This window comes from Chitinivorax sp. PXF-14 (genome assembly GCF_040812015.1).
In the GTDB taxonomy this organism is placed as follows: Bacteria; Pseudomonadota; Gammaproteobacteria; order Burkholderiales; family SCOH01; genus JBFNXJ01.
On sequence record NZ_JBFNXJ010000007.1, the window covers coordinates 102,662 to 129,418 of the forward strand.

A 26,757-nucleotide genomic window follows, 5' to 3' on the forward strand; every position below is an offset into this window, starting at 1 on the left:
TCCACGGGCCGGACCGGCTGGTTTCACGTGAAACCAGCTATCAGGCCTGCCCGCCCAATAGTGCCGCCAGCTCGACGGCGGTCTTCACGCCCATCTTTTCGAGGATGCGGGCGCGGTGCACTTCCACCGTCTTCATGCTGATGTCGAGGTCGTCGGCGATCACCTTGTTGAGCTTGCCGGCAATGATCAGCTTCATCACCTCGCGCTCACGCGGCGTGAGCTGCGCCAGCCGCGCCTCGATGCCCTGCCTCGCGTGCCAGCGCCGGCGCTGCTCGGCGTCACGCTCGAGGCAGCGCTCGGCCATGTCGACGAGGTCGTTGTCGTTGAACGGCTTCTGGATGAAATCGGCGGCCCCGCCCTTGAGCGCGTTGACCGCCATCGGCACGTCGCCATGGCCGGTCAGGAAGATCACGGGCGGGTGATAGGGCTGGGCCTTGAGCGCATCGAACACCTCGAGGCCGGACATGCCCGTCATGCGCACATCGAGCAGGATGCAGCCGAACTTGTCGGGGTTGAAGTCGGCGAGAAACACCTCGCCCGAGTCGAACGCGACGGTTTCGTGCGCACGCGTCGAAAACAGCCAGGCGAGCGCCTCGCGCGTGTCCTGGTCATCATCGACGATACAGATGGGGCGCTCATTCGACATGGGCGGGTTCCTTTTCCACAATCACCGGCAGGGTAAAACAGAAACAGGCGCCGCCGGTGGCTGCCGCTTCAAACCAGAGATGCCCGTGATGGCTTTCGACGATGGAGCGACAGATATTGAGCCCCATGCCCATGCCTTCGGACTTGGTACTGTAGAACGGCATGAACAATCGCGCCACGTCGGCCTCGCCAATGCCGGGGCCGCTGTCCTCGATGCGCACCGCGACGCGGCCTTCGTCCAGCCGGTAGCGCACGGCCAGACGGCGCTGCCGCGCGGGGGTATCGGCCATCGCCTCGATGCCGTTCTTGATCAGGTTGAACAGTACCTGTTCGAGCATCACCCGGTCGGCCATCACGGCAACCGCGGCATTCGGCCGCTCGACGCTGAGCTTGACCGAGGACTTGCGCAGCTCGGCGGTCAACAGGCCGAGCACGGTATCGAGCATCTCGGCGAAATCGCAGCGGCTGCGGTGCGGCTCGCGCTTCTGCACGAATTCGCGGATGCCGCGGATGATCTGCCCTGCCCGCTTGGCCTGTTCGCCGATCTTGGTGAACGCCTGGCGCAGCATGCCCATCGACGGCTTGTCGTGCTCGAGCACGTTGAGGCCACCGGTGCTGTAGCTGGCGATCGCCGACAGCGGCTGGTTGAGCTCGTGCGCGAGGCTGGAGGCGATCTCGCCCATGCTGATCAGGCGTGCGGTCTGCTGCAGCTTTTCCGCCTGCTGACGCTCGAGATCGGCCGCATGCCTGGTTTCGGTAATGTCGGCCGCAATGTCGAGCCATACCTCGGCGCCATCGACCCAGGCGCTCTTGCGTCGATGCATGTGATACCAGCGCTGCGACGGCGCATGGTAGACCTCGATGTCGGCCGCCTCGGCCTGCGGGAACGGCACCATCGGCAAGGCGCACAGCGGCGGGCCATCGTCGGCCAGGCCGAACACGTTGCGGAAGGGCTGGTTACACATGAGCAGCTGGCCGCTCGACACCTGGCTGACCGACACAGCCGCGTCGAGCCCGTTGAGCAGCGTGACGAAGCGTTGCTGCGAGGCCCTGAGCGCCTCGCGCTCGCGCTTGAGCTCGGTGATGTCGTAGAGCGAGCCGACCCAGCCGACATGGCGGCCATCGGCGTCGATCAGTGGCGAGGAATACACGCGCACATCGATGCGGTTGCCGTTCTTGTGCATCATGCGCGTGGTGTAGCCGGTGGACGACACGTCGCCGCGCAGCACCGCGTTGAGCGAGTCGGCGCATTGCTTGGCGTCCTCGGGCGGCCAGTAGGGCAAGGGCGGCTCGGCACCGACCAGCTCGCGCTCGTGGTAGCCGATCAATTCGCAGAAGGCGCGGTTGACGTAGGTGATGCGGCCATGGCGGTCGAGCGCCGTCATGCCGGTGCGCATCGAGTCTTCCATCGCCTGGCGCCAGGCCGTCTCGCGCTTCAGCCGCTGCTCGACCGCCAGCCGCTCGCGCATGTGCTGGCGAAGGCTCCACAGCGAGGCGAGCATCAGCAGCGACAGGCCGATCAGCGTCACCGGCAGCGCCTGGCCGAGTATCCCGCTGCCCCGCTTGTAGTTGTCCGCGCGCAGCTTCAGTGTGTAGCCGAAGGCATCGAAATTGATGACGTGGAAATCGTCGCTGCGTTCGAGGTTGAGATCCACCTTGCTGGCGATCAGCCTGCCCTCGATATCGGTGATGCTGATCTGGTAGCGCTTGGCGATCCACCACGGCACCAGGTTCTGCAGCAGGCTCTTGAGCGAGTAACGCACGGTCAGCAGGCCGACGACCCGCCCCGTGTCGATGATGGGCGTGAACAGGATCACCGCCGGCGAGCCGTTGGGCGAATACACCACCGGCGAATAGTTGGGCAGCGCGGTGCGCAGCGTGCGCTGGCGGGTATCGACCAGGTCGGACTGGCTGAACAGGGCCGGCGCCATCGCGTCGATCGGCATCTGGCGCTCCACCCTGCCCTGCACGTCAAGCTGGGCGGCGGCCGTCACCTCGGCGCTGGTCGCGGCCAGAATGCGGATGTTGGAGCGGAACTTGATGTCGTCCATGCCGCCAGCGGCAATCTGGCGCGCGAGGTTCTCCAGCGTATGCTGGTTGGTCTGCAGCTGCAGCCGGATGGCCTGCTCCAGCCACAGCACATCCTCGATCAGGGCATCGCGCCGCTTTTCCTGCTCGTTGGCATGCAAGAGCCACAGGAAGCTCAGCAGCGCAGCGACGAACAGCAACACCGAGACACTGGGCATGAGCCAGAGCCAGCGGTTGCGTTGCGGCAGGGACAGGCGGCGCGCTTTCATCGAGTCAGTCAGGGGAGCCGGTTGCGGGATTCAACCCCGATTGTACCGCGCAACCAATATTGGAATTCCCCTACATGAAGCAAGCCGCCGCAGGCGACGCCGTGCCCCGGCTGGCTCGCCGCCGTGGCACCCACCATCCCGCCTGTCGGGGCTATCCGCCAAGCAGGCCGGATTTCAGCACGTTCAGGCCCTGGTCAAGCAAGCCGCCCTGCTCGATGCTGCCGTTCGGCGTGAGCTTGTCGACCACCTGTGGTAATAGCTGCGCCAGATGCCCGCCCACCTCGTCTGGCGACACGCCGAGCTTGCCGGCGATGTCCGCCAGCGGCCCGCTGCCGAGCACCTGCTGTAACTGGTCGGCCGAGATCGGCTGGTTCGCGCCCGTCCCCACCCAGGACGCGACGACATCACCAAGCCCACCCTGCTGAAATTTTTCCACCAGGCCAGACAGGCCACCTTGCTGGTTGATCAGCTGGCTCACCGAACCCAGCAGGCCATCCTGCTGCGCCCCCTGGCCCAACAAGCCACCCGCGATTTGATCGAGCAATCCCATGTCGGTCTCTCCATACCGTATCGATGCGCTTTATATATAGCGGACTTTCCGTCTGCGGACAGAGTTGGGCAGATTTCCTATACTGCATATGTTCAAGCCAAGATCACCCGGACCCCGCATGCTCAAGAAAATCCACGTCAGCCAACTCAAGCTTGGCATGTACATCCATGACCTGAATTGCGACTGGTTCACCCATCCCTTCGTGGTCAGCCGTTTCAAGCTCAGCACGGACGAAGAAATCGAGCGCATCGTCAAGGCGGGCATCCACGAGCTGTCCATCGATACCTCCAAGGGGCTGGACGTCGCCGACGCGCCAACGCAGGAAGAAGCGGATGCCGCCGTCGAGGCCGAGATGATCGCCGTGGCCGCCAGCATGAACAGCGCGCCGCTGCGCCTATCGCTGGCGGAAGAACTGGCGCGGGCGCAACAGGTCAAGAACCAGGCCCACAAGCTGGTACGCAACGTGATGCAGGACGCACGCCTGGGCAAGGCCATCGAGCTCGATCAGGTCGAGCCGGTGGTGGAACAGATCACCGAGTCGATCCTGCGCAACGCCGGCGCGCTGATCGGCCTGATGCAGATCAAGAGCAAGGACGACTACACCTTCCTGCATTCGGTCAGTGTGTGCACGCTGATGGTGGCATTCTGCCGCTCGCTCGATCTCGATGCCGAAACCACGCGCCAGGCAGGCCTCGGCGGGCTGCTGCACGATACCGGCAAGGCGCTGGTGCCCGACGCGGTGCTGAACAAGCCCGGCCGCCTGACCGAGGAAGAGTTTGCGATCATCCAGCGCCACCCCAAGGATGGCTACGACATCCTGCTCAAGACGCCGCAGATCGGTCCGATCCCGCTCGATATCACGCTGCACCACCATGAGCGCATGGATGGCAGCGGCTATCCGGACAAGATGCCGGGCGACCAGATCAACACACTGGTGCAGATGTCCTCGATCGTCGATGTCTACGACGCGATCACGGCCGACCGCTGCTACCACAAGGGCATGCCCGCCACCGACGCGCTGCGCAAGCTCTTCGAATGGAGCAAGCACCACTTCAACCCCAACCTGGTGCAGGCCTTCATGCGCTGCGTCGGCATCTACCCGGTCGGCACCCTGGTCAGGCTGGAGAGCGGCAAGCTGGGTGTGGTGACCGAGCAGAACGAAAGCAATCTGCTGTCGCCCAAGGTCAAGGCATTCTTCAGCACCAAGTCGAACGTCTACATCAAGCCGGTCGAGATCGACCTCGCCAAGCCCATGGGCAAGGGTGGCGCAGACAAGATCGTGAGCCACGAGAGCCCCACAAAATGGGGCCTCGACCCCATGCGATTTCTCGCTGCAACCTAGTCCTGGCGCGGGGTCTCGGCCTCCGCCGAGCACACCCGCCGTAATCGTCAAATGCCCCGTAGCGGGGCATTTTTTTGCCATTGCCCACGATTGGTGCAAATACTCGAAATCCTGGCGGAAAACCCCGAATCGCCGCCGGTTATGGCCGGAATACCTTGTCAGTACTTATCGTTAGATGTTACCGAGATGTAAATTATGCCAACATGTTGTGCTGGCGCCACTTGCTCCACGCTATATATTCAACGCCCAAAAAAATATAATTTGGTTTTACCTGCTGTAGGTGGAATTACCTATACATCATATAGTTGACCTAACACGCAAGGCTAATGGCATAATTCGGTCGGGAGTCTTAAATCTGGATCGAGAAAGGAAAACTCATGAAGTTCTCGCGTAAATTGATGGGCGCAGCTGTCGCTGCCGGCTTGGCCTTCGCCGCCGCTGGCGCGCAAGCCGCTGTCGACCACACCTTCAGCGTCGGCTCGCTGCCCTACAGCCAAGCCGTTACCTACACCAACAGCACCACGTTCTTCGACGACGTATTCAACTTCTCGCTGAGCCACGGCAGCGATGTGAACGTCGGCTTCGGCGAAATCACGTCGAGCGCGTTCCCCAACCTGTTCAAGCTGTCCATCCTGGACGCTGACGTTTACCAAAAAGTCGGCAACAGCTACTCGCTGGTATACGACGGTATCGCTCAAGCCGGTTCGCAAGAGCTGTTCAGCTCGTTCAACACCGGCCTGCTCGGCGCTGGCAACTACATCCTGAAGGTCAGCGGCGCCGTTTCCGGCATCGCTGGCGGTGGCTATGTTGCGCAAATCGCTGCTGTACCGGAACCTTCCGAGTACCTGATGATGCTGGCTGGCCTGGGCATCGTTGGCTACGCAGTTCGCCGCAAGCGCGCTGTCTAAGCAGTAAACGCTCCTGCAGAAACGGGCACCGATGGTGCCCGTTTTTGTTTGGCAAGATGCAGCCGGTGGCCCGGCTGCCATGCGTCGTCACTGCCGCAGCGTGAAATCGGCCCGGCTGGCCGGCCCGCTGCCGTCCTTGTCCTTGCCGTCGAGGTGGGGCGCGATCAGGAACACCCTGTCCTCGCCAAGCCTGGCGGACTTCAGCAGATAATCCTTCACCAGCTGCGCGCGGCGATTGGCGAGCAGGCGCAGGTCTTCGGCGGTCAGTGAGAGATTCGCCAGCATCAGCTTCTCCATCTCCGCCACCGGCAGATCTTTCGGCAGGCCGATCAGGTTACGCGGCTTGGGGAAGCTCTCCTGCTTGTAGGCGGCCTTCAGGTAGACGGGGTACTCGGCCTCGCTCACCGTCAAGGTCGCCTCGTCCGCGGCCTGCCCGTCGGCCAGCCTGGCCTTGAGCTTCTGCGCCCTGACCATCTCCTGCAGCTTGGCGCGCCGCAGCCCAACCAGGTCGTTGTCGGCATCGACGCGCCCGGCAACATCCATGCGGATCGCGGGCTTGTCCGTCATCGCCTGGCCCAGCTTGTCGAGCTTGTCACGCGCGGCCGGTGACAGCTCGGCCAACCCCGGCTGGAACTCGACGAAAGCCATGTCCTCGCCACCGCCGAAGGCGCTGCCCAGCAGGCTGAATGGCGATGTCACAGCCTTCTCGAACAGGTTCTTGATCACCTGCCAGATGATGCCGCCGACACTGAACTGCGGATCGTTCAGCGTACCGCTGATCGGCAGGCGCACATTGATCTGGCCCTTGCGGTCGGTCAGCAGCGCCACGGCGAGCTTCACCGGCAGCGAGACGGCCTCGGGGCTGTCGATCTTGTCGCCGAACGCGAGCTGGTCGAGAAACAACGCATTCTCGGCCTTCAATTCACCGTTCTCCACGTGGTAGCTCACGTCCATCGTCAGCTTGCCGCGCTCGATCGCGTAACCCACATACTTGCCCGAATACGGCGAAGTGGTGGGCATCTCGAAGCCCTTCACGCCGCCCTTGATGTCGAGAAACAGGTCCTTCGCGAGCGGGTTGAGGCTACCCTTGATCTCGACCGGCGCGTGATTGTCGACGCTGCCCGCGAGCGCCAGCGTGGCGCGTGTCGCGGCGTTGGACGACAGGCCGCTGACGGTGCCGCCGATCTGCGTCAGGTTGGCCGAGTAGTTGGGCTTGATGAAGTAGTCGCTGAACTGGATGTTGCCGCCCGCCAGTGTCACCTTGGCCACCGAGATCGGCGGCAGCTCGGCCTTTGCCGTGGCCACCGGCGCCGTTGCCTGGGCTGTTGCGGCTGCCGCGGCCGGCTCGGCGGGGGCTGCGTCGGCAGCTCGCGGCTCGGTGGTCGATACCGCACCGCCCTCGTGCACCACGATATCCTGCAGATTGAGGCGACCGTTGGCATTGACGATCAGCCGCGAGAAGAAGTCGCTGAGCGCGACCTCGCCGACATCGAGCTTCAGCGGCTGGCTTTGCGCGCGGATATTGCCGACGTACAGCGACTTCCAGCTGAGGAAATCGGCAGCATTGAGCTTGTCCACGGCCTGGAAACCGGTCACCGCCAGATTGCCGCGGTAGCCCGCCTCGAATGGCGCGGCCTGCTTGAGCGCGAGCTGGCCGCGTGCGTTGAGCTGGCCGCGCGTCAGCGCGATGTTCAGGTGCTCGGCGAAATAGGGCTGCACGCCGACGATGTCGAGATTCCTGGCATTCAGCGCCAGGTCCGCCGCGAACGGCGCCGGCGTCAGGCTGCCCTTGACGGCCAGCGTGCCGCGCTTGCCCAGCGCCAGCGAGATGTCGACCTTGCCCTGCTCGCCGGGCACCGTGCTGAGCTGTTCGAGCTTCGCGTCGAGCTTGGACACGGCAAGCCTGACCGCTTGCGAGGGCGACTTGTCCTGCCAGTCGATGCCATAGCCGGCGAGCCTGAGCGCAGCCATGCGTACCGCCCACGGCTTGCCTGCAGGCCCCGCTCCTGCTTGCTCCTGCGGCAGGGCGGCGAGCCAGTTGAGGCGGCCCCTCGCGTCGCGGCTGAGGGCAAGCCGGCCATCGTCGCTGGCCAGCTCGGCGAGATCGAGCCTGCGCTCGCGGGTGTCGAGGGCCAGGCCGGCGAGCGTCAATCTGGGGATCGTCAACGCCGGTGATTTCTCACCCTTCAGGCCCAGCTTGAAGTCCGCCAGGCTGGCCTTGACCTCGCTCAGCGTGAAATTGTCCGGCGAAAAGCGGTACTCGCCGGCGAGATCGAGCTGGCCGCCCGTCAGCTGCAAACCAGCCGGCAGATACGGCGCATAAGCCGGCAGCACCGCACCGTCGAGTTCGACCTTGCCTTGCGCGGTGAATGGCGATGCCGTCAGCTCGCCTTCGTGGTGCAGCCGTTCGCCGCGCTCGCTGCGGGCGCTGATGACCAATTTGGCCGGGTGGCTGGCCGGCAGCGCGAGGCCCGCCAGCGTCAGATCGAGATCGTGCAGGGTGGTCTCGAAGCCCTCGCCGGGCACGGCGTCGTTCCAGTGTAATACACCGCCGCGCAGGGCGATTTCACCGAGCGCGAACTGCGTGGCGGCGCGCGCTTCGGCCTTGGCGGGCTCGGTGCTGCCCGCAGCGGGTTTGCCGTCGCCGGCCGGCAGCAACTTAAGCAGGTTCAGCGCGCCATCCTTGCCGCGACGCACATGGAGTTCAGGCGCCTCGAGCGCCAGCCTGGTGAACCGCAACTTGCCGGCCAGCGGTTGCAGCTCGCCGAGCGTCAGCGTGGCGGCTTTCCAGGCCAGCAGCGGCGAGTCGTCCAGCTCGGCCAGGCGCAGCTTGCGCACGCTCACGCTGCCGCCCAGCGTGACCGCCGGCTCGCCCTGCGCCGGCTTGCTGAACGCCACCGTCAGCCGGCTGTCGAGCAGCGCCTGTTGCAGCTTGAAGCCGAGTTTGAGCGGCAGGTAATCGACCCAGCGCGTCAGGTCGAGGCCATCGAGGTCGAGCGCCAGTGTCGAGTCGAGCGTGGTCTTGAATGGCTTGGCGCGGCCCTTGAGATCGAATACCGCGCCATCGATGCGTGCCGCCAGCCCAGGCTCGACGGCGGTGTCGGTGTAGTAAGGCAGGCTCGACACGAACGGCAGCTTGAGCGTCAGCGCCTCGATCCGGTGCGTCTGCTGCTCGGGCTGGTCGATGAAGTCGATGCGGCCATCGAGCAGCTGGATGTTGTTCAGCGAGAAACGCGGCTTCTCGGGCGGGCTCGGCTCCTTGAGAAAGCGCTCGACGATATCCGAGATGTTGTAGCGATTGGCCCCGGTGCGTACCAGCCGCAGCTGTGGATGATCGAGGCGAATCTCGCGCAGCACCGCGCCGCGCTGCCAGATCGATGCCAGTTCGAGGTCGAGCAGCAGCGAATCGAAGCGCAGCAGCGGCAGGCCATCGCTATCGACGATGCTGACGCCCGACAGCGTGGCCTTGAACAGATAGGGGTTGATCGACAGACCGTCGATGCTGACCTTGCGCTGCAGCTTCTCGCCTGCGAGTTGCGCCACGCGGTCCTTCAACAGCGGCGGCAAGGCCAGGCCGGCCGCCCCGAGTACCACCACGATGCCGGCACCGGTAAGCGCCGTGCGTTTGAGCCATTTGTTTTTCATTGTTGAAACCCGATTGATGCGGTTTGGCGTTTTTATCAAGCATAGTCGGTGCGCGCCGCCGAGTCGGCGGCAGGGGCTCGCCCCGACTTACCCGTCAGCGGGTCAGCGTTTCCAGCTCGGAGAGCCAGCGCAAGGCGTGAACCCGGTCGGTGCCGCACATCTCGGCGGCGGGTATCAGGCTCGCGCACACGGCCGGCCGGCGCGGATCGCCGAAAATCCGGCAGCGCTGCGCGTCATCGAGCTGGATGCAGCGCACCCCGGCCGGCTTGCCGTGCGGCATGCCGGGGATGGGGCTGGAGATCGACGGCGCGATGCAGCAGGCACCGCAGCCGGGGCGGCAGGCTGCCGCCGTCACGCTGGCGCCGGGGGTGCTTAGGTTCACGCGCTCAACCTGGCCAGCACGCCACCGTCGCGCCACAGCGGCAGGTAGCGCTCGCGGTAGAGCCAGGCCTCGTCGTCGCCGCCGATGCTGACATGTTCCGGATCGAGCTTGGGCTTGCGCGGCTTGGCCGCCGTGAGCATCGTCCATACCTTGGGCCAGTCCTGCTTTGCAGCCTGCAGCGCTGCTGCGGCCTCGGCATCGCGCCCGAGCTGGGCCAGCGCCAGCACGCGGCCGAAGGCCAGCTCGGCGGAAGCCTCATCCGCATGGGCGGTGCACAGCGCCAGCGCGGCCTCGATCTGCCCGCTCGCGAGGTAGAGCCGGCACAGCACGTAGCGAATGCCCTGGTTGTCGTCCGGGTTCAACGTATTGAGCAGCCATTCGAGCAGCTGCTGCGCCTCGTCGCCGTCTTCGGCTTCCTGCACCAGAAGCCATGCGTAGTTCTGCACGGCACGCAGCGCAGCACGGTTCTCCAGCCAGCCCCATTCGAGCCGGCAGCCCTCGGCCCGGTTCGCCGCGAGCACCGCGCGCAGCAGCGCCACGCCATGGCGATACAGCGGCATCAGCACGTCGGGCAGCCAGTCCTGGTCTTCCTCGACCAGCCAGAAGCCGAGCTGCGCCACGTCGTCGATCACCTCGAAGCTGTTCCAGGCCTCGGGATGGGCGGCGAGCCAGGGCACCCACTGGTCGGCTCGATCGAACGCCAGTTCGTAGTTGTCGGGTGACCAGCGGGCGTCGGGGTCGTCACCGTAGAATGCGCGCAGCCATTGCGCATGCAGCGAGGCCAGTGCCGCATCGGGCTGCAGGCCGCCAGCGTCGCCGTTGGCGACGGTCAGGGCATAGTGGCTCTGCGGCGCAGGCAGCTGGCCGAGCTGTTCGGCCAGCGCATCGTAGGGCGAAGGGCCGGCACCCATTGCGGCACGCACCTCGTCCGCGTGGTCGATCATGTCCTGCAGCATGTCGGCCAGGTCGTCGTAGCCGCCCATGCGGCGGTAGTGGCCGATCCAGTGCTGGCCACGGGCGGCGGCCTCGTCCTTGCGGCCCTCGACGAGCAGCAGCAGGACTTCGAGGCGACCGAGTTCGGGATGATCGGGCAACTCGCGCGTCGCTTGCTCGAATGCCTGCCAGGCGGCGGCAAAGTCGCCGGCGTCGGCGTCGATGGTCGCCTGGCGCTGCCACGCGGCGGCACGCAGCACGCGCTCGGCGGACTGTTTGGCGAGGTCGAGCAGCTGTGCGCGTTTCTTCGGCTTGCCCAGCTCTTGATAGGCGTCCATCAGCAGGTCGAAACCCATTTCGGCACGGTCGTCGAGCTTGATCGCACCGGCAAACAGGGGCTCCAGCACCAGCGTCACGCGCTCGGCCTCACCTGCGTCCAGCAGCTCGCCGGCCGCCGTGGCCAGGCGTTCGACGCCGATCTGCTCGATCGGCAGGCCCTTCAGCTGCGTCTTGGGCAGCACGGCCAATACCTGTCCGAGCAGGTCGCCCAGCGGGCCGAGCTGCTTGTCGAGATCGGCAAACGCGCTGCAGCACTGCTTGAATTTCTTGCCCGAGCCGCAATAACACGGCGCGTTACGTTCCGGCTTGGCCAGCGTGCGCGGGCGATAGCGGTTGTCGGGCAGCGGCGTGGCGTTCCAGATCGCGCGTGCCAGGGCCTGCACCGGGCGCGGGTCGGTGCTGGCATCGACGGTGTCGCCGAGCAGCGGCAGCCAGGCGCGATAGCCATCGGCCACCATCCAGTCGATCAGCGGCTGTGCATCCGCTTGTTTGAGGGCTCGTCTGACGGCCTCTTGCAGCAGGTCATCGAGTTGTTGGCGTTGGGAATCGTCGAGATTGGGCAGGTTCATATGGGCTCGGTATGAAATCAGTCGAAGCGCGAATCGTCACGCGAATCCGTTGGGGCCACGGTCCGGCGCGGGGCGGCCTGGCATGTGCCGCCGCGCCGGCTGGCATCAGTGTTGTGGCGCTGGGCGCTTGCGGTGGAAGGTCAACGGCGCCACCGGCACGCTCACGGGCGGCGGCGAATTGAGGATGTGCTTCTTCATCTTGCCGACCACGTGCATCTCGCACGGTTTGCAGTCGAAGCGCAGCGTCAGCTTTTCGTTGCCGTTGACCAGCGTCATCGGCTCGGCCCGCACCTGGCCCTGCACGCCCTTGATGCCCTTGGCCTGTTTCGGGCACAGGTTGAACGAAAAGCGCAGGCAGTGCTTGGTGATCATCAGGCTCACCTCGCCGTCTTCCTCGTGCGCCTCGTAGGCCGCGTCGATCAGCTGTACACCGTGCTTGGCGTAGAAGGCACGCGCCTTGTCGTTGTAGACGTTGGCCAGATAGCTCAGCGAGGTTTCCGGGTAAGCCACCGGCGGCTCGATGGCCGCCTTGCGCAGCGGCCGCGCCCAGGCGGCCAGGCGCGTTGCTATGAGCTGGTCGACCGCGTCGCGGCGCAGCGCGTTGATCGTCGATGCCGGCACGAACCACGGCTGGCGCAGTGCCAGCGTAATCTCGTACGCCTGGAACATCGTGTTGCCGAGCTTGGCGAGGCCATCACGCAGGCCGGCCTCGGCGCGCTCGGTGTTCTGCGCCGGCTCCAGCGCGAGATCGACGGCCGCGGTGGCGCTACAACCGTCCGCATCGGTCAGCGTCAGCGCGAGGCCCGTGGCCGACTCCGCCAACCGCATCCAGACATCGACCTTGCGCTCGGCGGACTTTTTCAGCAGCGCCTGTTCCCAGCCATGGTCGCGGTTGCGGCTGATCTGCAGCCCAGGCTTGAGGCCCGCCAGCGCGGCCAGCGGCTCGTTCGGGAATACGCGCCAGACGGCGCCCTGCTCGCCCGCGCCCATGGCCTCTACCACGTTGGCCTGCAGGCCCACCACCTCACGCTTCTTCATGAAGTTGAGGCCGTCGCCGTTGGCCATCACCTCGCCGGCGTCGGTCGTTTCGAGCTCGAACCAGTTCGGCCCGAGCCGCGTCACGTGGCCCAGCGGCACGCCGACGAAGGTCGGGGTATCGAAGGCGCCGACGTTGTCGCTGCGATCGTGCGCGAAGTATTCTGTGTGGCCGCGGTGGAAGCTCTTGTCCGGGTTCGGCGTGAACAGGATCTCGCTGTGCCCGCTCGATGCGCGCGCCAGTTCCGGCCGGCGTTCGAGAATTTCGTCGAGCAGCAGGCGGTAGTGGGCGGTGATGTTCTTCACATAGCCCATTTCCTTGTAGCGGCCCTCGATCTTGAACGAGCGCACGCCGGCGTCGATCAGGGCCTCCATGTTCGCGCTCTGGTCGTTGTCCTTCATCGACAGCAGGTGCTTCTCGAAAGCCACCACGCGGCCCTGCGCGTCGCTCAGCGTGTACGGCAGGCGGCAGGCCTGCGAGCAGTCGCCGCGATTGGCGCTGCGGCCGGTCTGCGCGTGGCTGATGTAGCACTGGCCCGAATAGGCCACGCACAGCGCACCGTGGATGAAGTGCTCGATCGTCGCCGCGTCGCCCACCGCCGCGTGGATCGCGCCGATCTGCTCGATCGTCAGCTCGCGCGCCAGCACGATCTGCGAAAAGCCGGCAGCGGCCAGGAATGTCGCCTTGTCCGCACTGCGGATGTCGCACTGCGTGCTGGCATGGAGCTCGATCGGCGGGATGTCGAGTTCGAGGATGCCCATATCCTGCACGATCATCGCGTCGACACCGGCGTCGTACAGCTCGTGGATCAGCTTTTGCGCGGGCTCGAGCTCGGCATCGTGCAGGATCGTATTGAGCGTGACGAAGATGCGCGCATGGTAGCGGTGCGCGAATTCGACCAGCCAGGCGATCTCGCTGACCTCGTTGCAGGCATTGTGCCGCGCGCCGAACGACGGCCCACCGATGTACACCGCATCCGCCCCATGCAGGATGGCCTCGCGGCCGATCTCGGCAGTCTTGGCGGGGGACAGCAGTTCGAGTTGGTGGGCGGGGAGCGACATGAAGACGACCGGGGCTGGCAAGAAAGGTGCGAAGTATAGCGCCAAGCGTGCCTGATGTAATTAAGTGCTTGATATTGCAAGGCAGATGGCGATTTTTGCCGCGTCCGGCCGTGCAGGGAGTGGGCAACTACATTTGTTGGTACATGCCGTGCTCCCTCGCCCCAATCCCCATGCGCCCGCTGGCACGGCTGCAGGGGGCGCTAGTATTGGCTCCCAGCGGGGTGGGCCGCGTTGCAGCTCGATCCCGCGGTGAAAAGCCGTCAAGCACGGGAGGTTGGGTAGGAAGCCAGATCAGGCCGGCGTTTGCCCTCTCCCCGACCCTCTCCCTGGGAAAGAGGGGGTTGCTAGCTCCTCTTAGGGAAGGGGGTCAAGAAGGATGAGAGATTTTTGGTGCATCTCAACTGCGATTTGCAGTGTCAGCCGCGGCCCAACACGTGTTGATAGAAGGCCGCGAGCCGCTGTGCCGTGGCCGGTGCGCTCCATTCCTGCGCATAGCTGCGGGCATCGGCGCCGATGCCGGCGCGCCGGGCCGGGTCGGCCAGCAGCGCCACGAGTGCGGCGGCGAACTCGTCCGGGTCGGTGCTGACCGGTACGCAGCCACGGCCGGGCGAGAGGATGTCTTTCGCGCCCATGACCGGGATTGCCAGCACCGGCACCCCCATCGCCATTGCTTCGAGCAGCACCAGCCCCTGCGTCTCGGTGGTCGAGCCGAACACGAACACGTCGGCGGCACTGTAGCAATCGAGCAAGGCCCGCTCGCGTTCGAGATAGCCGATGAACTTCACGTGCCCAGCCAAGCCCAGTTTGCCCGCCAGCGCCTGCAGGTGCGCCTCGGCTGGGCCTTCGCCGGCCACCACGAGCAGCAGGTTGGGGCGCTGCCGCCGCGCGCGGTCGGCCACCTGCAGCAGCAGGTCGATATTCTTCTCGTGCGCAACACGGCCGACGAACAGCGCAAGCTCGCGCTCCGGCCCGATCCCATGCGTGGCGCGGAACCCCGAGCCATCGCCAGGCTGGAACTGCGTCAGCGGGATGCCCGTGGGGATCACCTCGATCGGCGCCTTCACGCCGTAGGCGAGCAAGGTGTCACGCATTGCCGTCGACGGCGCGATCACGCCCTGCGTCGCATTGCACTGCGAGCGCGAGAAGCGCCGCGCCAGCGCGCGTGTCCAGCCGGCCGGCACGACCCTGGCGTAGTGATGGAGGTATTCCTCGAAAAACGTATGGTAGGTGGTGACCGCCTTGAGCCCCAGCGCCCGCGCCAGCGCGAGCCCTGAATAGTGGGCCACGAACGGCGTCTGGATATGCACCAGCGCGTAGCCGCGCTTGCTCAATGCCGGCAGCTGCGCCATCAGCGCGCCGCGCCGCATCATGCGGTCTTCCGGGTCGAACGGCAGGTAGCGCGAAGCGATGCGCGTCACACCAGGCTGCTCGACCTCGTTCGGATAGGCCGGCGCGATCAGATCGACCTCGACGCCCATGGCCGCGAGCTCATGGCGAAAGGTCGCAATCGACGTCGATACGCCGTTGACGCGTGGGAAATACACATCGGACACCATCAGCACCCGCATCGGCCGCTCACTCTCAGGCAGGAAGGACCCAAGAGCCTAGTGGATGAATATCTCGCGCGGATGACAGGGCATGCAGCGCAAGCGGCTTCGCTTCGCCTGTCCCTCTTTTATCAAGGGGCAGAGAGCGCCTATCGCCTCTTCAAAACGTCGCTCAATGAGAACGATGCCGCATTGCGCCAGCATCGAAACAGCAAATGAGGCCCATGAAGCAAAAAAGCAGCCGATATGGCTGCTTTTTCTGGTGGCATCAGGTGACGCTCACACCTTGTGATACACCTGCGCTCCCTGTTTCACGAACTCAACCGACTTCACTTCCATGCCCTTCTGCAGCGCATCTTCGTCGCTGATGCCTTGTGCGGCCGCGAAATCGCGGACGTCCTGGGTGATCTTCATCGAACAGAAGTGCGGGCCGCACATCGAGCAGAAGTGCGCGATCTTGGCGCCCTGCTGCGGCAGCGTCTCGTCATGGAAGCTGCGTGCACGGTCCGGGTCGAGGCCGAGGTTGAACTGGTCTTCCCAGCGGAACTCGAAACGTGCCTTCGACAAGGCATTGTCGCGGATCTGTGCGCCCGGGTGGCCCTTGGCCAGGTCCGCCGCATGCGCCGCCAGCTTGTAGGTGATGATGCCTTCCTTGACGTCGTCCTTGTTGGGCAGGCCCAGGTGCTCCTTCGGCGTGACGTAGCACAGCATCGCCGTGCCATACCAGCCGATCTGCGCAGCACCGATGGCCGAGGTGATGTGGTCATAGCCCGGCGCGATGTCGGTGGTCAGCGGCCCCAGCGTGTAGAACGGCGCCTCGTCGCAGTAGTCGAGCTGCAGGTCCATGTTCTCCTTGATCAGCTGCATCGGCACGTGGCCGGGGCCTTCGATCATGGTCTGCACGTCGTGCTTCCAGGCGATCTGCGTCAGCTCGCCGAGTGTCTTCAATTCACCGAGCTGCGCGTCGTCGTTGGCATCCCAGATCGAGCCGGGGCGCAGGCCGTCGCCGAGCGAGAAGGCGACATCGTAGGCCTTCATGATTTCGCAGATTTCCTCAAAATGCGTGTAGAGGAAGCTCTCCTTGTGGTGCGCCAGGCACCACTTGGCCATGATCGAGCCGCCGCGCGAGACGATGCCGGTCATGCGCTTGGCCGTCATCGGCACGTAGCGCAGCAGCACGCCCGCGTGGATGGTGAAGTAGTCGACGCCCTGCTCGGCCTGCTCGATCAGCGTGTCCTTGAAGATCTCCCAGGTCAGCTCCTCGGCCTTGCCGTCGACCTTTTCCAGCGCCTGGTAGATCGGCACCGTGCCGATCGGCACCGGCGAGTTGCGCAGAATCCATTCGCGCGTCTCGTGGATGTTCTTGCCGGTCGACAGGTCCATGATGGTGTCGGCACCCCAGCGGATGCCCCAGGTCATCTTGTCGACTTCTTCCGAGATCGAGCTGGTGACGGCCGAGTTGCCGATATTGCCGTTGATCTTCACCAGGAAGTTGCGGCCGATGATCATCGGCTCCGATTCCGGGTGGTTGATGTTGTTCGGGATGATGGCGCGGCCGCGGGCCACTTCGCTGCGCACGAATTCCGCCGTGATTTCTTCGGGAATCGCCGCGCCGAAGCTCTGGCCGCGGTGCTGGCGCAACATCAGCTCGGCCATGCGCGCGCTCTGCGGGCCGGCAGCCTTGAGCGATTCGACATATTGCTGGCGGCGCAGGCTCTCGCGGATGGCGATGTATTCCATCTCCGGCGTGATGATGCCCTGTCGCGCATAATGCATCTGCGACACATTCTTGCCCGGCAATGCGCGGCGCGGCTTGCGCTGCAGGTTGAAGCGCAGCTCGTTGAGCTTCTTGTCTGCCTCGCGGGCACGGCCATATTCGGAACTCAACTGGCCCAGCGTCTCGGTATCATTGCGTTCGTCGATCCACTTGGCGCGGATTGCCGGCAGGCCGGAACGAACGTCGATCTTCGCTGCCGGGTCGGAATAGATGCCCGAGGTATCGTAGACATAGATAGGCGGGTTCTGCTCGCCACCGAAGGCCGTCGGCGTATCGGTCTGCGTGATTTCCCGCATGGGCACCTGGATGTCGGGTCGGCTACCCTCGACATAAATCTTGCGCGAATTGGGGAAAGGCTGGATCGCCGCTTCGTCGACATGCGCCGTGTCGCGCAGGAACTGGGGTGCGTTCATTGTGTATCTCCGTGGTGGCGGGGGCGCAGGAGAATGGACAGAACGGCTTGAAAACAGGCGGTTCCGCTTCCCTACGCCGGTGTTAACCGGATCAGGTTCAAAGGGTATGTCTCACCGGCAGGCAACACCCGCCGGACCCCTAGCGGCCCAGGTCAGAAATGGCCATATCAATCGTCGCCATTGCTTGCCTGGGTCTGAGTCATGTGAAGCTAATGGAATTATGGGATAATTGCAAGTTAGGCAAAATCCGGAAAGGCGCGCGGCGCCAGCGATTAACGGGAGCAAAAACAATGAATTGGGAAGAAGCACGTTTCAATATGGTCGAACAGCAGATCCGCCCTTGGGATGTGCTCGATCAGCAAATCCTTGAACTGTTGTTCGAAGTCAGACGCGAAGAGTTCGTGCCGGAAGCCAACCGTGCACTGGCCTTCGTCGACATGGAGCTGCCGCTGCCCTGCGGCAAGAAGATGTGGCAGCCGAAACTGGAAGCCCGCGTGGTGCAGGAACTGGCCGTCAAGGTCAGCGACAAGGTGCTGCAGATCGGCGTCGGCTCGGGCTATCTCGCCGCCCTGCTGGCCAAGCGTGCGCAGCATGTGTACTGCGTCGAACTGCACCCGGACATGAAGACCTTCGCCGAAGGCAACCTGAAGCGCGCCGGCATCGGCAACGTCACGGTGGAGCAAGGCGACGGTGCACGCGGCTGGAGCAAGCAGGCGCCTTACGACGTCATCGTGGTGACCGGCTCGCTGCCGATCGCCCCCGAGGAACTGGAACAACAGCTCGCCAAGGGCGGCCGCCTGTTCTACGTGCAGGGTGAGTTGCCCGTCATGTCCGGCACGCTGGTCACGCGTGGCGACCATGGCGCGCTGAGCAGCGTGAAGTTGTTCGAAACGGCGCTGTCGCCGCTCGAGCACGCGCCCCAGCCGGAACGTTTCAAGTTCTGATCGGTAAGCCCTCGGCACCATGCAACAAATTACCGCTCATATGCTCGACCAGTGGCTGCGCGACGACTCGCGCGGCCAGCCCGTGCTGCTCGACGTGCGTGAAGGCTGGGAGTTCCAGCATTGCCACATCGCCGGCTCGGTGCACATCCCGATGCACGAAATTCCGTCGCGGCTCAACGAGATCGACGACGAGGTCGATACGGTGGTGATCTGCCACCACGGCATGCGCTCGATGCAGGTCGCGCAGTATCTCGAACGGGCCGGCTTCGGCCGCGTGCACAATCTGCAGGGCGGCGTCGACGCCTGGTCGCGCGACATCGACCCGAGCGTACCGTTTTATTGATCTGTCAGGCTCGGCTCAATAAAGAAACAGGGCGGAATCATCCGCCCTGTTTCTTTTCATGACGTCGATATCGCCAATAATCTGGTCAGGCTGCCTTGCTCAGCACATCGCCGCGTTCGACCCGGTTACGGCCCTCGCGCTTGGCGCGGTACAAGGCTTCGTCTGCGGCGCTGATCAGCTCGCGGCTGTGCATGTTCTCCTGCGGCACGACCGTACAGACGCCGATGCTGGCGGTCACCGGCAACCACTTCTCGTTGTACTCGAGCCCCATGCCCTGGATGCGGTGACGTATCCCGTCGGCGACCTTCATGGCGCCCTTGGAGTCGGTCAGCGGCAGAATCACGATGAATTCCTCGCCGCCGTAACGCGCCATGACATCGCACGGCCGCTTCAGGCAACTCTGGATGGTGACGGCAACCTCGCGCAGACAGAAATCGCCGGCCTGGTGGCCAAAGTTGTCGTTGATCGACTTGAAATGGTCGATATCGAACAGCATCACGGTCAGGTTGTAGCCGCCACGCTGGGCCCTCGCCCACTCACGCTCGATCTTCTGGTCAAAGTATTTACGGTTGCGCACGCCGGTCAGGCCATCGGTGAAGTTGAGCGCCTTGAGCTTGGTATTGGCCTCGGACAGCTTCTTCAGCGCCTCATCGAGTTCATGCGTGCGCTGCGACACCCGCGCCTCGAGCAGGGTATTGGCTTCCAGATGGACCTTCTTGTTCTCGTCCGTCGTCAACTTGATGCGATGCGCCAGCGCAAACGACAGCAGGATGACCTCCATCACCGAGCCGGCCTGCAGCGCATACTCAGTGACAAAGTTGGTCGGCAGCACGTTGAAGGTCTTCAGCACATACAACATGATGCCGAGCAGCAGAGCCGACCAGGCCAACAGGAAATAGCGTGCCTGCTTGAGATTGTTGCGCCAGGCCAGGAGCCCGGCGACAAAGGCGTAGCAGACGCAGGTGAAGGCAAGGATAGCCGCGGCCTGGATCACGATCGAGTAATCGAGCACCAGCGATGCCACGATGATGATGCAAAACAGGCCCCAAATGATCTTACCGACCTGATCGAGCATCGGCTGACGCTGCCTGAGCTGCAGGAAACGCCTGACAAAGGTGACGGCGCCCAGGAAAGCCACACCGATGAAGAATGGCGTGGCCACGTTGCCCCAGGCAGGCCAGTCGGGCCAGATGAATTCGAGTGCCAGGCCGTTGAGTGACATCTGGAACAGGATGTAGCCCAGCAGATAATGCACGTAATGCAGGTAGTTGCGGTCGCCGATCGAGAAATAGATCAGCAGGTTGTAACACAGCATCGCCAGCAGCACGCCGTAGTACAGGCCGAAGACATAGAACTCGGCTTGATCCTGCTGCAGCAGCAAGGATGGGGTAACGAGCTGGATGGGCAGTTGCAGCGAGCTTTGCGTGGCCACGCGGATATACACGTCCATCGCCTCGCCTGGCGCCAGCTCGACCGGAAAGCTGATGTTGCGGTGCTGGATTTCGCGCTGGTGGAATGGCAACAGGTCGCCGTTCGCCATATGCCTGAGCAGCTTGCCATCGCGCACATAATAGGTGTCGACATGATCGAGCATCGGATACTCGGTTTCCAGTATCCAGTGGCTCGGTGCCGTGCGATTGGCCAGTTGCAGCTTGAACCAGTAGGCCGATCGGGTGAAGCCGAAATTGGGCACCCGCTGACGGGATACCGTGAATCGGCGTGCTGCGTCCGCCTCGATCACCTGTTCGAGATTGAGCCGGCCGGATTTGTCCTCGAGCCAGCTCAGGTGGCCGCCCAGAAGATATTGCTGCTTGCCGCCGGTGAGCTCCAGCGCGGTCGCAACACCGGGCAGCAACCAGCACAGCAACAACAGCCAGCTGGCATAGCGGAGCCGGTAAAGCTGGGAAGACCTTGCATGCCTGCTTCGAACCATCACCGCGACCCGAGAATATTAAACTCCGGTAATATAGATGAGATGCTGTTGGCATTCCAGCAACAGCGGGATCGAGCTGACGAGCGGTCGGCCCCGGCTAGCCGAGAGGGGCTGCCAGATCGGGCAGCATGGCCATGATGCGTTCAGTCGCGCCGCCATGGGCGCGACTGAACGCCATGGCAGCCTGCTGCATCGCGGTACGCCGAGCGGGAGAACGCAACAGCTCGAGCACCGTGTCGATGGTCGCATCGACCCCCTCGCATTGCTGCGCAGCACCAGCCTCGCAGGCCAGCCTCGTGGCCTCTGCAAAATTGAACATATGCGGTCCGACGATCACCGGCGTACCAACCGCGCTGGCTTCGATCAGGTTGTGGCCGCCCAGCGGCAAAAAGCTGCCCCCCACCACGGCAATATCGGCCGCAGCGTAGTAGGCCGCAAGCTCACCCATGCTGTCACCCAGCCATACCTGCCGATCTGCACCAGGTAGTTCGCCACTGCTGCGCCGGCACAGGCTCAGACCATGCACCGTCACCTGGTTCGCCACCTCGTCGAAACGTTGCGGATGCCTGGGTACGATGATCAACAAGGCCTGCTCAAAACCCCGTTTACGACACCAGGCATCGAGCAGCAGCGTTTCCTCGCCGTCGCGCGTGCTGGCGAACAGTACGACGGCCCGCTCCCCGATCGACTCGTGCCAGGCCCGGCCCAGTGCCAACTGGGCAGCAGGTGGCACGATATCGAATTTCACGTTGCCACACACGACGGGCGCGGCGGCACCGAGTGCGGCCAGGCGTAGCGCATCGTCCTTGCTTTGCGCCGCCACGCCGGCCAGCCGGGCCAGGGCCGGCGACACCAGGCGCGCGATCTTGCCATAGCCCCGCGCCGACCGGGCCGACAGGCGCGCATTGACAAGAAATAACGGAATACCGGCATCGGCCGTGGCATGGATCAAGTTCGGCCAGATCTCGGTCTCCATCAGCAAACCGAATGCCGGCCGGAAGTGTCGGATGAAGCCATTGATGGCAAACGGCAGATCGTAGGGCAGATAGACGGCCTCGACATCGTCCTTGTACACCTCCCTGGCGGTATCGCGCCCCGTCGGTGTCATCTGCGTCAGGATCAGCCGGTGACCAGGATAACGCCGCCGCAACGCCTGGACGAGCGAGGCCGCGGCACGAGTCTCGCCCACCGATACCGCATGGAGCCAAATCGTCGGCCCGGTGACCGGCGTCCGGTAGCGCCCGAAACGCTCGGCCCAATGTTGCCGATAGCCCGGCTGCTGGCGGCCGCGCCACCACAGCCGGCACAGGATCAGCGGCAACAGCAGCCAGAATATCGCGCCATACAGCCGCCTCATCCTGCCAACACCCCGTTCAGCTTGCACCAGACTTCGTCTACCGTCGGCACCTTGCCGATGCCGCCCAGGTTGCAGACGAAGCCATTGCCAAGCACACCGGTCAGGATCGGATCGCTCGCGGTAAACAATGCAATGACCGGGCACATGACGGCGGCGGCCAGGTGGCTCAGGCCGGTATCGACACCAATGGTCGCGCGAGCCCCCTTGAGCAGACCGGCCGCAGCAGTCAAGCTCAGGCGCGGGGCAACGATGCCATTCGGCATCATCTGCACCAAGCGCTCGGCATCCGTCTTTTCGCTGGCGCTGCCCCATGGCAACACGCAGGCCAGCCCTTGTTCATGGCAGCGTCGCGCCAGCTCGGCCCAGCCATCGGGCTGCCATTGCTTGTCCGCCCGGCTGGTGGCGTGCAGGCAGACAATATAGGGTTGTGGCGGGAGCCAGTCCGTAACCAGCGCTGAGGTCGACGAAAGCCCATAGTCGGGCAGGCCGCTAACGGTATAACCCAGCGCCGCCGCGGCAAGCTGCCGGTTGCGCGCGACTGCATGCTGTTGCCGGGCGATAGCAAAGCGCCGATCGTAAGCCAGGCTAGCCAAGGGTTCACGAGCGCTGGCCCAATCGTAGCCTGCCCGCGTAGCAGGTACCTGCCGCACGATCCATGCACTCTTCACCAGACCCTGCAGGTCAATGACCCAATCGTAGTCGGCCTCGACGAGTGAACGACGGAACGTTCGAAGCTCGGCGCGTACTGCCGTCGTCCACCAGGCCTTGCGCCAGCGCCGGATGGCGACCGGCAGGACGTGCCTGACCCCGGGATGAAGCCGCGGCAACTCGGCAAATCCTTCCTCGACAACCCAATCGACAGCCGTCCCCGGCAATTGGGCGAGCAGATCGGTGACTGCGGGCAAGGCATGAATGACATCGCCCATGGACGAAGTCTTGACGATCAATATCGATGACATGGGCGGATTTTAGCAGCCGGCACCGTCAAAAAACGGCCAGCCGCCTGTACGACGGCAAAAATCCACAGCTTTTCCCTTGTTTGTCCGACCCATGACGAACTGCCTAGTCGATTGAAATATCGGGATAAACCGGGTTTATCCCAGCTGGCCGGAAAAATCCGGATGGCAAACCCGCCGACAGCAATAGCAAGCACACACTGTGGAAAACTTGCCAAATAAAATTTCAACAAATCAAAAACCAATATTATTCAATAGGTTGAAAGAAATTCAGCAATGTGGACAACAAGCATGGATGAAATGTGCAGAACCGGCAGTGGAGGCAGCACCGAAAAATCCCCACACATCACCGACACAGGCGCCAGCCCGCTTGTCCAGCATTCGTTACAGTTGCTAATCAGCTGAAAAAACATGGAAAACATGGCTTATCCACAACAAGCCCGTGGGATTATTAATTGTTATCGAAGTTTCTTTTTCTTATTCAACATAAAGAGAAAACCAGAACAAACGGGCCAATTTTGCAGACGTGGACAGCTATGTTATGTTTGGCGCCTTCCTGAACCGAACCCACCATGGCCACGCCAATTTCAGCAGTACTGATCACGCTCAATGCGGCCGATGTCCTCGAGCCCTGCCTACGGTCACTCGACTTCGTCGATGAGATCGTGGTGGTCGATTCAGGCAGCACCGATGGCACGCGTGAACTGGCATTGCGATATGGCGCGACGGTCATCGAGCAGACTTGGCTTGGTTTTGGCCAACAAAAGCAGTTTGCGGTAAACAAGGCCAGCCACGATTGGGTGCTATGCATCGATAGCGATGAACGGATCAGTGAAAGACTGAAGGCCGAAATTGGTTCTGCACAGGCATCCACTGCTTTCCAAGCCTATGCCATGCCACGCAGCAATCGATTCATGGGACGTTTTCTGAAGCACGGAGAGGGTTATCCGGACTGGAGTCTGCGCCTGTTTGATCGCCGTCACGCCCGCTGGTCAGACGACAGCGTGCACGAGAAGGTGTTGTGCCAGGTTCCGGTAGGCAAGCTCAAGGGTGATTTGCTTCACGAATCAGGCGAAAATATCAGCCGCTATCTGGACAAACAGAACCGCTATACCAGCCTGCAGGCAGAACAGATGCTCACAGACGGCAAGCGGGCCCGGGTATCGCAGCTACTGTTGAGCCCGCTGGTGCGCTTCTTGAGATTTTACCTGTTCAGGAGAGGGTTTCTGGACGGTGTGCCCGGGCTTGTCCATATCCTCATCGGATGCATCAACAGCTTCACCAAATACGCCAAACTGATGGAACTCGAAAGACTGCGCAAGCAACCATGAAGACTCTCGTAACCGGTGCCGCGGGTTTCATCGGCATGCATGTCTGTCAGGCCTTGCTGGCTAATGGCGAGGAAGTCGTTGGAGTCGATAATCTCAACGACTATTACTCTCCCGCCCTCAAGCAGGATAGATTGGCACAGCTTTCCGGCTTTTCGGCTTTCCGCAACGAAGTGCTCGATATCGCTGATAGCGGGGCCATGACCCGTCTGTTTGTGCAAGAAAAGTTCGACAGGGTCATTCACCTCGCGGCGCAGGCCGGTGTACGTTACTCCCTGAAAAATCCGCTGGCTTACGCACAGAGCAACCTGCTTGGCTTTACCAATATTCTCGAAGGCTGCCGCCAGACAGGGGTCAAACATCTGGTGTTTGCCAGCAGTTCGAGTGTCTACGGCGCCAACATCAAGACGCCGTTCGATGAATCAGACAACGTCGATCACCCGGTCAGCTTGTATGCGGCAACCAAGAAAGCCAACGAGCTGATGGCACACAGCTATGCCCAGCTATATGGCATTCCGACCACCGGCTTGCGGTTCTTCACCGTCTACGGCCCCTGGGGTCGTCCCGACATGGCGGCGTGGCTGTTTACCGAGGCCATCCTCGCCGGCAAGCCGATCAAGGTTTTCAACCATGGCGATCTGCAGCGCGATTTCACCTATATCGACGATATCGTCGAAGGTGTCGTCCGTGTCTGGGATAACCCGCCGCAGCCCAATCCCCAGTTCGACCGGATGAATCCGGATCCGGCATCGAGCTTTGCGCCGTTCCGGGTTTTCAATATCGGTAATCACCGGCCGGTGCGGCTGGAAGACTTCATTGCCTGTCTGGAACGGGTATTGGGAAAATCGGCGATACGCGAATCGTTGCCCATGCAGCCGGGCGACGTCCATACCACCTATGCCAATATCGACCGGCTGGAAGCCGCTGTGGGCTTCAAACCGCTTACTACGCTGGAGAGTGGGATCGAGCGGTTTGCCGCATGGTACAAGCAATACCACGCGGTGAATTGATTGCTAGCCTCGTTCAAAACAGGCAGATAGCACCCTGGCGGCCTGCTCGATGTCGGCTGCATCGAACAGTGAGCTGATCACCGCCAGTGCATCGGCACCGGCATCGACGACCGATGAACCATTTTCGGCGGTAATGCCACCGATCGCCACGATCGGTGCCGACAACTGCCGGCGGGCCTGGGCGATCAAGTCAAGCGTGGCTCGGCGTACCAATGGTTTGGTTATGGAAGGAAATACCGCACCGAACGCGACGTGGTCGGCCCCATTCGACAATGCCCGTTCCGCCAGTGCCAGGCTGGCATAGCACGAGGCACCGAGCAGCTTATGCGGCCCCAGCCGCAGACGTGCTGACTGCAGGGAACCATCCTGCTCGCCCAGATGGACGCCTGCCGCATCGATCGCCAATGCCAGTTCCACGTCATCGTTGATGATCAGCGGCACCGCATAGCGGTCGCATAGTTGCTTGATCTGGCCGGCCTGGCTAAATCTGAGATCCGCATCATCGGACTTGTTGCGGTACTGCATCACCTTGACACCGCCGGACAGCACAGCGGATACCTGCGCCAGCAGCCTGGCCGTGTCGCTGGTATCCGGCGTGATCGCGTAGATCCCTTCAATTTTCGGCATTGTCGCCACGGGCCCAGAACAGGCGATCGGGAATGTACTGGCCCATGCCGGGGCGGAATGCGTGTTTCAGCGTTTGCCAGGTGTATTCCTGTGCCTCCTTCACTGCTTCCGCCATGTCGAGGCCGGTGGCCAACATACCGGCGACGGCCGATGCCAAGGTGCAGCCGGAGCCGTGGTAACTGCCCGGCAGGCGCGACCAGCTGTCGGCCCTGACCTTGCCGCCGCGGTTGTACAAGGTGTTGACGACATTGGGCGTGTTTTCATGGGTGCCGGTAATCAGCACGTATTCGCAGCCGAGTTCGCGGATACGCCTTGCGCATTCGTCCAGGCTCAGCTCTTCATCGCCGTCCTCGTCGGACAGGCGGCGTGCCTCGAAACTATTCGGCGTGATCAGCGTCGTATGCGGGATCAGCAATTCACGCATGGCACCGATCAGCTCTTCAGTGGCAAATTCGTCGCCCCGGCCCGAACTCAATACCGGATCGAGAATCAGCGGTACGCTGGGATAGTCGGCCGCGATTTCTGCAATTGCCGCGACATTCTCGACACTGCCGATCACGCCGACCTTGAAGGCGGCGACTTCCATGTCTTCCAGGATGAAACGCGCCTGTTCGGCGACTAGGTCGGCATCCAGTGCCTGCAACTCCTCGACACCGGCACTGTCCTGCACCGTGATGCCGGTGACCACCGACAAGGGATGGCAGCCCAGGCTGGCAAGCGTCAGGAGATCGGCCTGTAAGCCGGCGCCGCTCGATGGATCGGTCGCCGCAAAAGTCAGGACGATGGGGAAGGAGTTGGACTGCATCAAGGGAGGC

Annotated in this window: 21 protein-coding genes and 1 riboswitch; of the genes, 7 read left to right on the forward strand and 14 right to left on the reverse strand. The window is 63.2% G+C overall.

All coding sequences use genetic code 11. The annotated features are described in order from the left end of the window. Positions 1-40: 40 nt before the first annotated feature. The 3 genes from ABWL39_RS10595 to ABWL39_RS10605 all read right to left on the reverse strand — a co-directional run bounded on the left by ABWL39_RS10595 (position 41) and on the right by ABWL39_RS10605 (position 3,513). Positions 41-646 carry a response regulator transcription factor gene (locus ABWL39_RS10595; RefSeq protein WP_367790266.1) on the reverse strand — a complete coding sequence of 202 codons (606 nt, stop codon included), beginning with the start codon at positions 644-646 and terminating at the stop codon, positions 41-43. Then, on the reverse strand, positions 636-2,942 hold the full coding sequence (locus ABWL39_RS10600; RefSeq protein ID WP_367790269.1) for a PAS domain S-box protein: 2,307 nt from the start codon (positions 2,940-2,942) through the stop codon (positions 636-638). The genes ABWL39_RS10595 and ABWL39_RS10600 overlap by 11 nt, the downstream gene beginning before the upstream one ends. 151 nt (positions 2,943-3,093) lie before the next feature. Then, positions 3,094-3,513: a YidB family protein gene (locus tag ABWL39_RS10605; protein WP_367790534.1), complete on the reverse strand. Its 420-nt coding sequence runs from the start codon at positions 3,511-3,513 to the stop codon at positions 3,094-3,096. A gap of 97 nt (positions 3,514-3,610) precedes the next feature. Between ABWL39_RS10605 and ABWL39_RS10610 the strand changes: the two genes are divergently transcribed. Together ABWL39_RS10610 and ABWL39_RS10615 are read left to right on the forward strand one after the other, a co-directional pair. Further along, positions 3,611-4,834: an HD-GYP domain-containing protein gene (locus tag ABWL39_RS10610; RefSeq protein ID WP_367790272.1), complete on the forward strand. Its 1,224-nt coding sequence runs from the start codon at positions 3,611-3,613 to the stop codon at positions 4,832-4,834. Between the two features lie 377 nt (positions 4,835-5,211). Then, positions 5,212-5,742, forward strand: coding sequence for an FxDxF family PEP-CTERM protein (locus ABWL39_RS10615; protein ID WP_367790275.1), 531 nt, complete (start codon positions 5,212-5,214; stop codon positions 5,740-5,742). Positions 5,743-5,829: 87 nt separating this feature from the next. On the opposite strand, the gene ABWL39_RS10620 is transcribed toward ABWL39_RS10615, so the two are convergent. The 5 genes from ABWL39_RS10620 to ABWL39_RS10640 form a co-directional block, all read right to left on the reverse strand. Next, a complete protein-coding gene (locus ABWL39_RS10620) occupies positions 5,830-9,387 on the reverse strand; it encodes a DUF748 domain-containing protein (RefSeq protein WP_367790278.1) in 3,558 nt (1,185 codons plus the stop codon). A 94-nt stretch (positions 9,388-9,481) separates the two neighbouring features. Then, complete coding sequence (locus ABWL39_RS10625; protein WP_367790281.1) at positions 9,482-9,769, reverse strand: YkgJ family cysteine cluster protein; 288 nt, start codon at positions 9,767-9,769, stop codon at positions 9,482-9,484. Beyond that, positions 9,766-11,610, reverse strand: a complete 1,845-nt coding sequence (locus tag ABWL39_RS10630; RefSeq protein ID WP_367790284.1) for a YecA family protein — start codon at positions 11,608-11,610, stop codon at positions 9,766-9,768. The genes ABWL39_RS10625 and ABWL39_RS10630 overlap by 4 nt, the downstream gene beginning before the upstream one ends. Positions 11,611-11,715: 105 nt before the next feature. Then, entirely contained in the window at positions 11,716-13,707 is a 1,992-nt protein-coding gene (locus ABWL39_RS10635; RefSeq protein WP_367790287.1) for a U32 family peptidase, read from the reverse strand. A gap of 416 nt (positions 13,708-14,123) precedes the next feature. Then, entirely contained in the window at positions 14,124-15,275 is a 1,152-nt protein-coding gene (locus tag ABWL39_RS10640; RefSeq protein ID WP_367790290.1) for a glycosyltransferase, read from the reverse strand. A gap of 39 nt (positions 15,276-15,314) precedes the next feature. Between ABWL39_RS10640 and ABWL39_RS10645 the strand changes: the two genes are divergently transcribed. Further along, positions 15,315-15,473, forward strand: coding sequence for a hypothetical protein (locus ABWL39_RS10645; RefSeq protein WP_367790295.1), 159 nt, complete (start codon positions 15,315-15,317; stop codon positions 15,471-15,473). 60 nt (positions 15,474-15,533) lie between these two features. On the opposite strand, the gene thiC is transcribed toward ABWL39_RS10645, so the two are convergent. After that, on the reverse strand, positions 15,534-17,444 hold the full coding sequence (thiC, locus tag ABWL39_RS10650) for a phosphomethylpyrimidine synthase ThiC (protein ID WP_367790298.1): 1,911 nt from the start codon (positions 17,442-17,444) through the stop codon (positions 15,534-15,536). Positions 17,445-17,495: 51 nt separating this feature from the next. Then, a riboswitch (TPP riboswitch) is annotated at positions 17,496-17,595 on the reverse strand. Between the two features lie 139 nt (positions 17,596-17,734). On the opposite strand from thiC, the gene ABWL39_RS10655 reads away from it, so the two are divergent. Both ABWL39_RS10655 and ABWL39_RS10660 read left to right on the forward strand, forming a co-directional pair. After that, a complete protein-coding gene (locus tag ABWL39_RS10655) occupies positions 17,735-18,388 on the forward strand; it encodes a protein-L-isoaspartate O-methyltransferase (protein WP_367790301.1) in 654 nt (217 codons plus the stop codon). 19 nt (positions 18,389-18,407) lie between these two features. After that, on the forward strand, positions 18,408-18,731 hold the full coding sequence (locus ABWL39_RS10660; protein WP_367790304.1) for a rhodanese-like domain-containing protein: 324 nt from the start codon (positions 18,408-18,410) through the stop codon (positions 18,729-18,731). Positions 18,732-18,816: 85 nt separating this feature from the next. On the opposite strand, the gene ABWL39_RS10665 is transcribed toward ABWL39_RS10660, so the two are convergent. The 3 genes from ABWL39_RS10665 to waaC form a co-directional block, all read right to left on the reverse strand. Beyond that, positions 18,817-20,664 carry a 7TM diverse intracellular signaling domain-containing protein gene (locus tag ABWL39_RS10665; protein WP_367790307.1) on the reverse strand — a complete coding sequence of 616 codons (1,848 nt, stop codon included), beginning with the start codon at positions 20,662-20,664 and terminating at the stop codon, positions 18,817-18,819. Positions 20,665-20,761: 97 nt separating this feature from the next. Then, the gene (waaA, locus tag ABWL39_RS10670) at positions 20,762-22,021 is read right to left on the reverse strand and encodes a lipid IV(A) 3-deoxy-D-manno-octulosonic acid transferase (protein ID WP_367790310.1); all 1,260 of its coding nucleotides are present in this window, start codon (positions 22,019-22,021) and stop codon (positions 20,762-20,764) included. Then, positions 22,018-22,980 (reverse strand): lipopolysaccharide heptosyltransferase I, encoded by a 963-nt coding sequence (gene waaC, locus ABWL39_RS10675; RefSeq protein WP_367790312.1) that lies wholly within the window; start codon positions 22,978-22,980, stop codon positions 22,018-22,020. The genes waaA and waaC overlap by 4 nt, the downstream gene beginning before the upstream one ends. 569 nt (positions 22,981-23,549) lie before the next feature. Here waaC and ABWL39_RS10680 point away from each other — a divergent pair. Both ABWL39_RS10680 and ABWL39_RS10685 read left to right on the forward strand, forming a co-directional pair. Next, complete coding sequence (locus ABWL39_RS10680; RefSeq protein WP_367790316.1) at positions 23,550-24,308, forward strand: glycosyltransferase family 2 protein; 759 nt, start codon at positions 23,550-23,552, stop codon at positions 24,306-24,308. Continuing rightward, positions 24,305-25,315 carry an NAD-dependent epimerase gene (locus ABWL39_RS10685; RefSeq protein WP_367790537.1) on the forward strand — a complete coding sequence of 337 codons (1,011 nt, stop codon included), beginning with the start codon at positions 24,305-24,307 and terminating at the stop codon, positions 25,313-25,315. The genes ABWL39_RS10680 and ABWL39_RS10685 overlap by 4 nt, the downstream gene beginning before the upstream one ends. A gap of 3 nt (positions 25,316-25,318) precedes the next feature. Here ABWL39_RS10685 and thiE read toward each other — a convergent pair whose 3' ends face one another. Continuing rightward, positions 25,319-25,942 (reverse strand): thiamine phosphate synthase, encoded by a 624-nt coding sequence (gene thiE, locus ABWL39_RS10690; RefSeq protein ID WP_367790319.1) that lies wholly within the window; start codon positions 25,940-25,942, stop codon positions 25,319-25,321. Continuing rightward, positions 25,929-26,747 carry a hydroxymethylpyrimidine/phosphomethylpyrimidine kinase gene (locus ABWL39_RS10695; RefSeq protein ID WP_367790540.1) on the reverse strand — a complete coding sequence of 273 codons (819 nt, stop codon included), beginning with the start codon at positions 26,745-26,747 and terminating at the stop codon, positions 25,929-25,931. The genes thiE and ABWL39_RS10695 overlap by 14 nt, the downstream gene beginning before the upstream one ends. Positions 26,748-26,757: the final 10 nt, after the last annotated feature.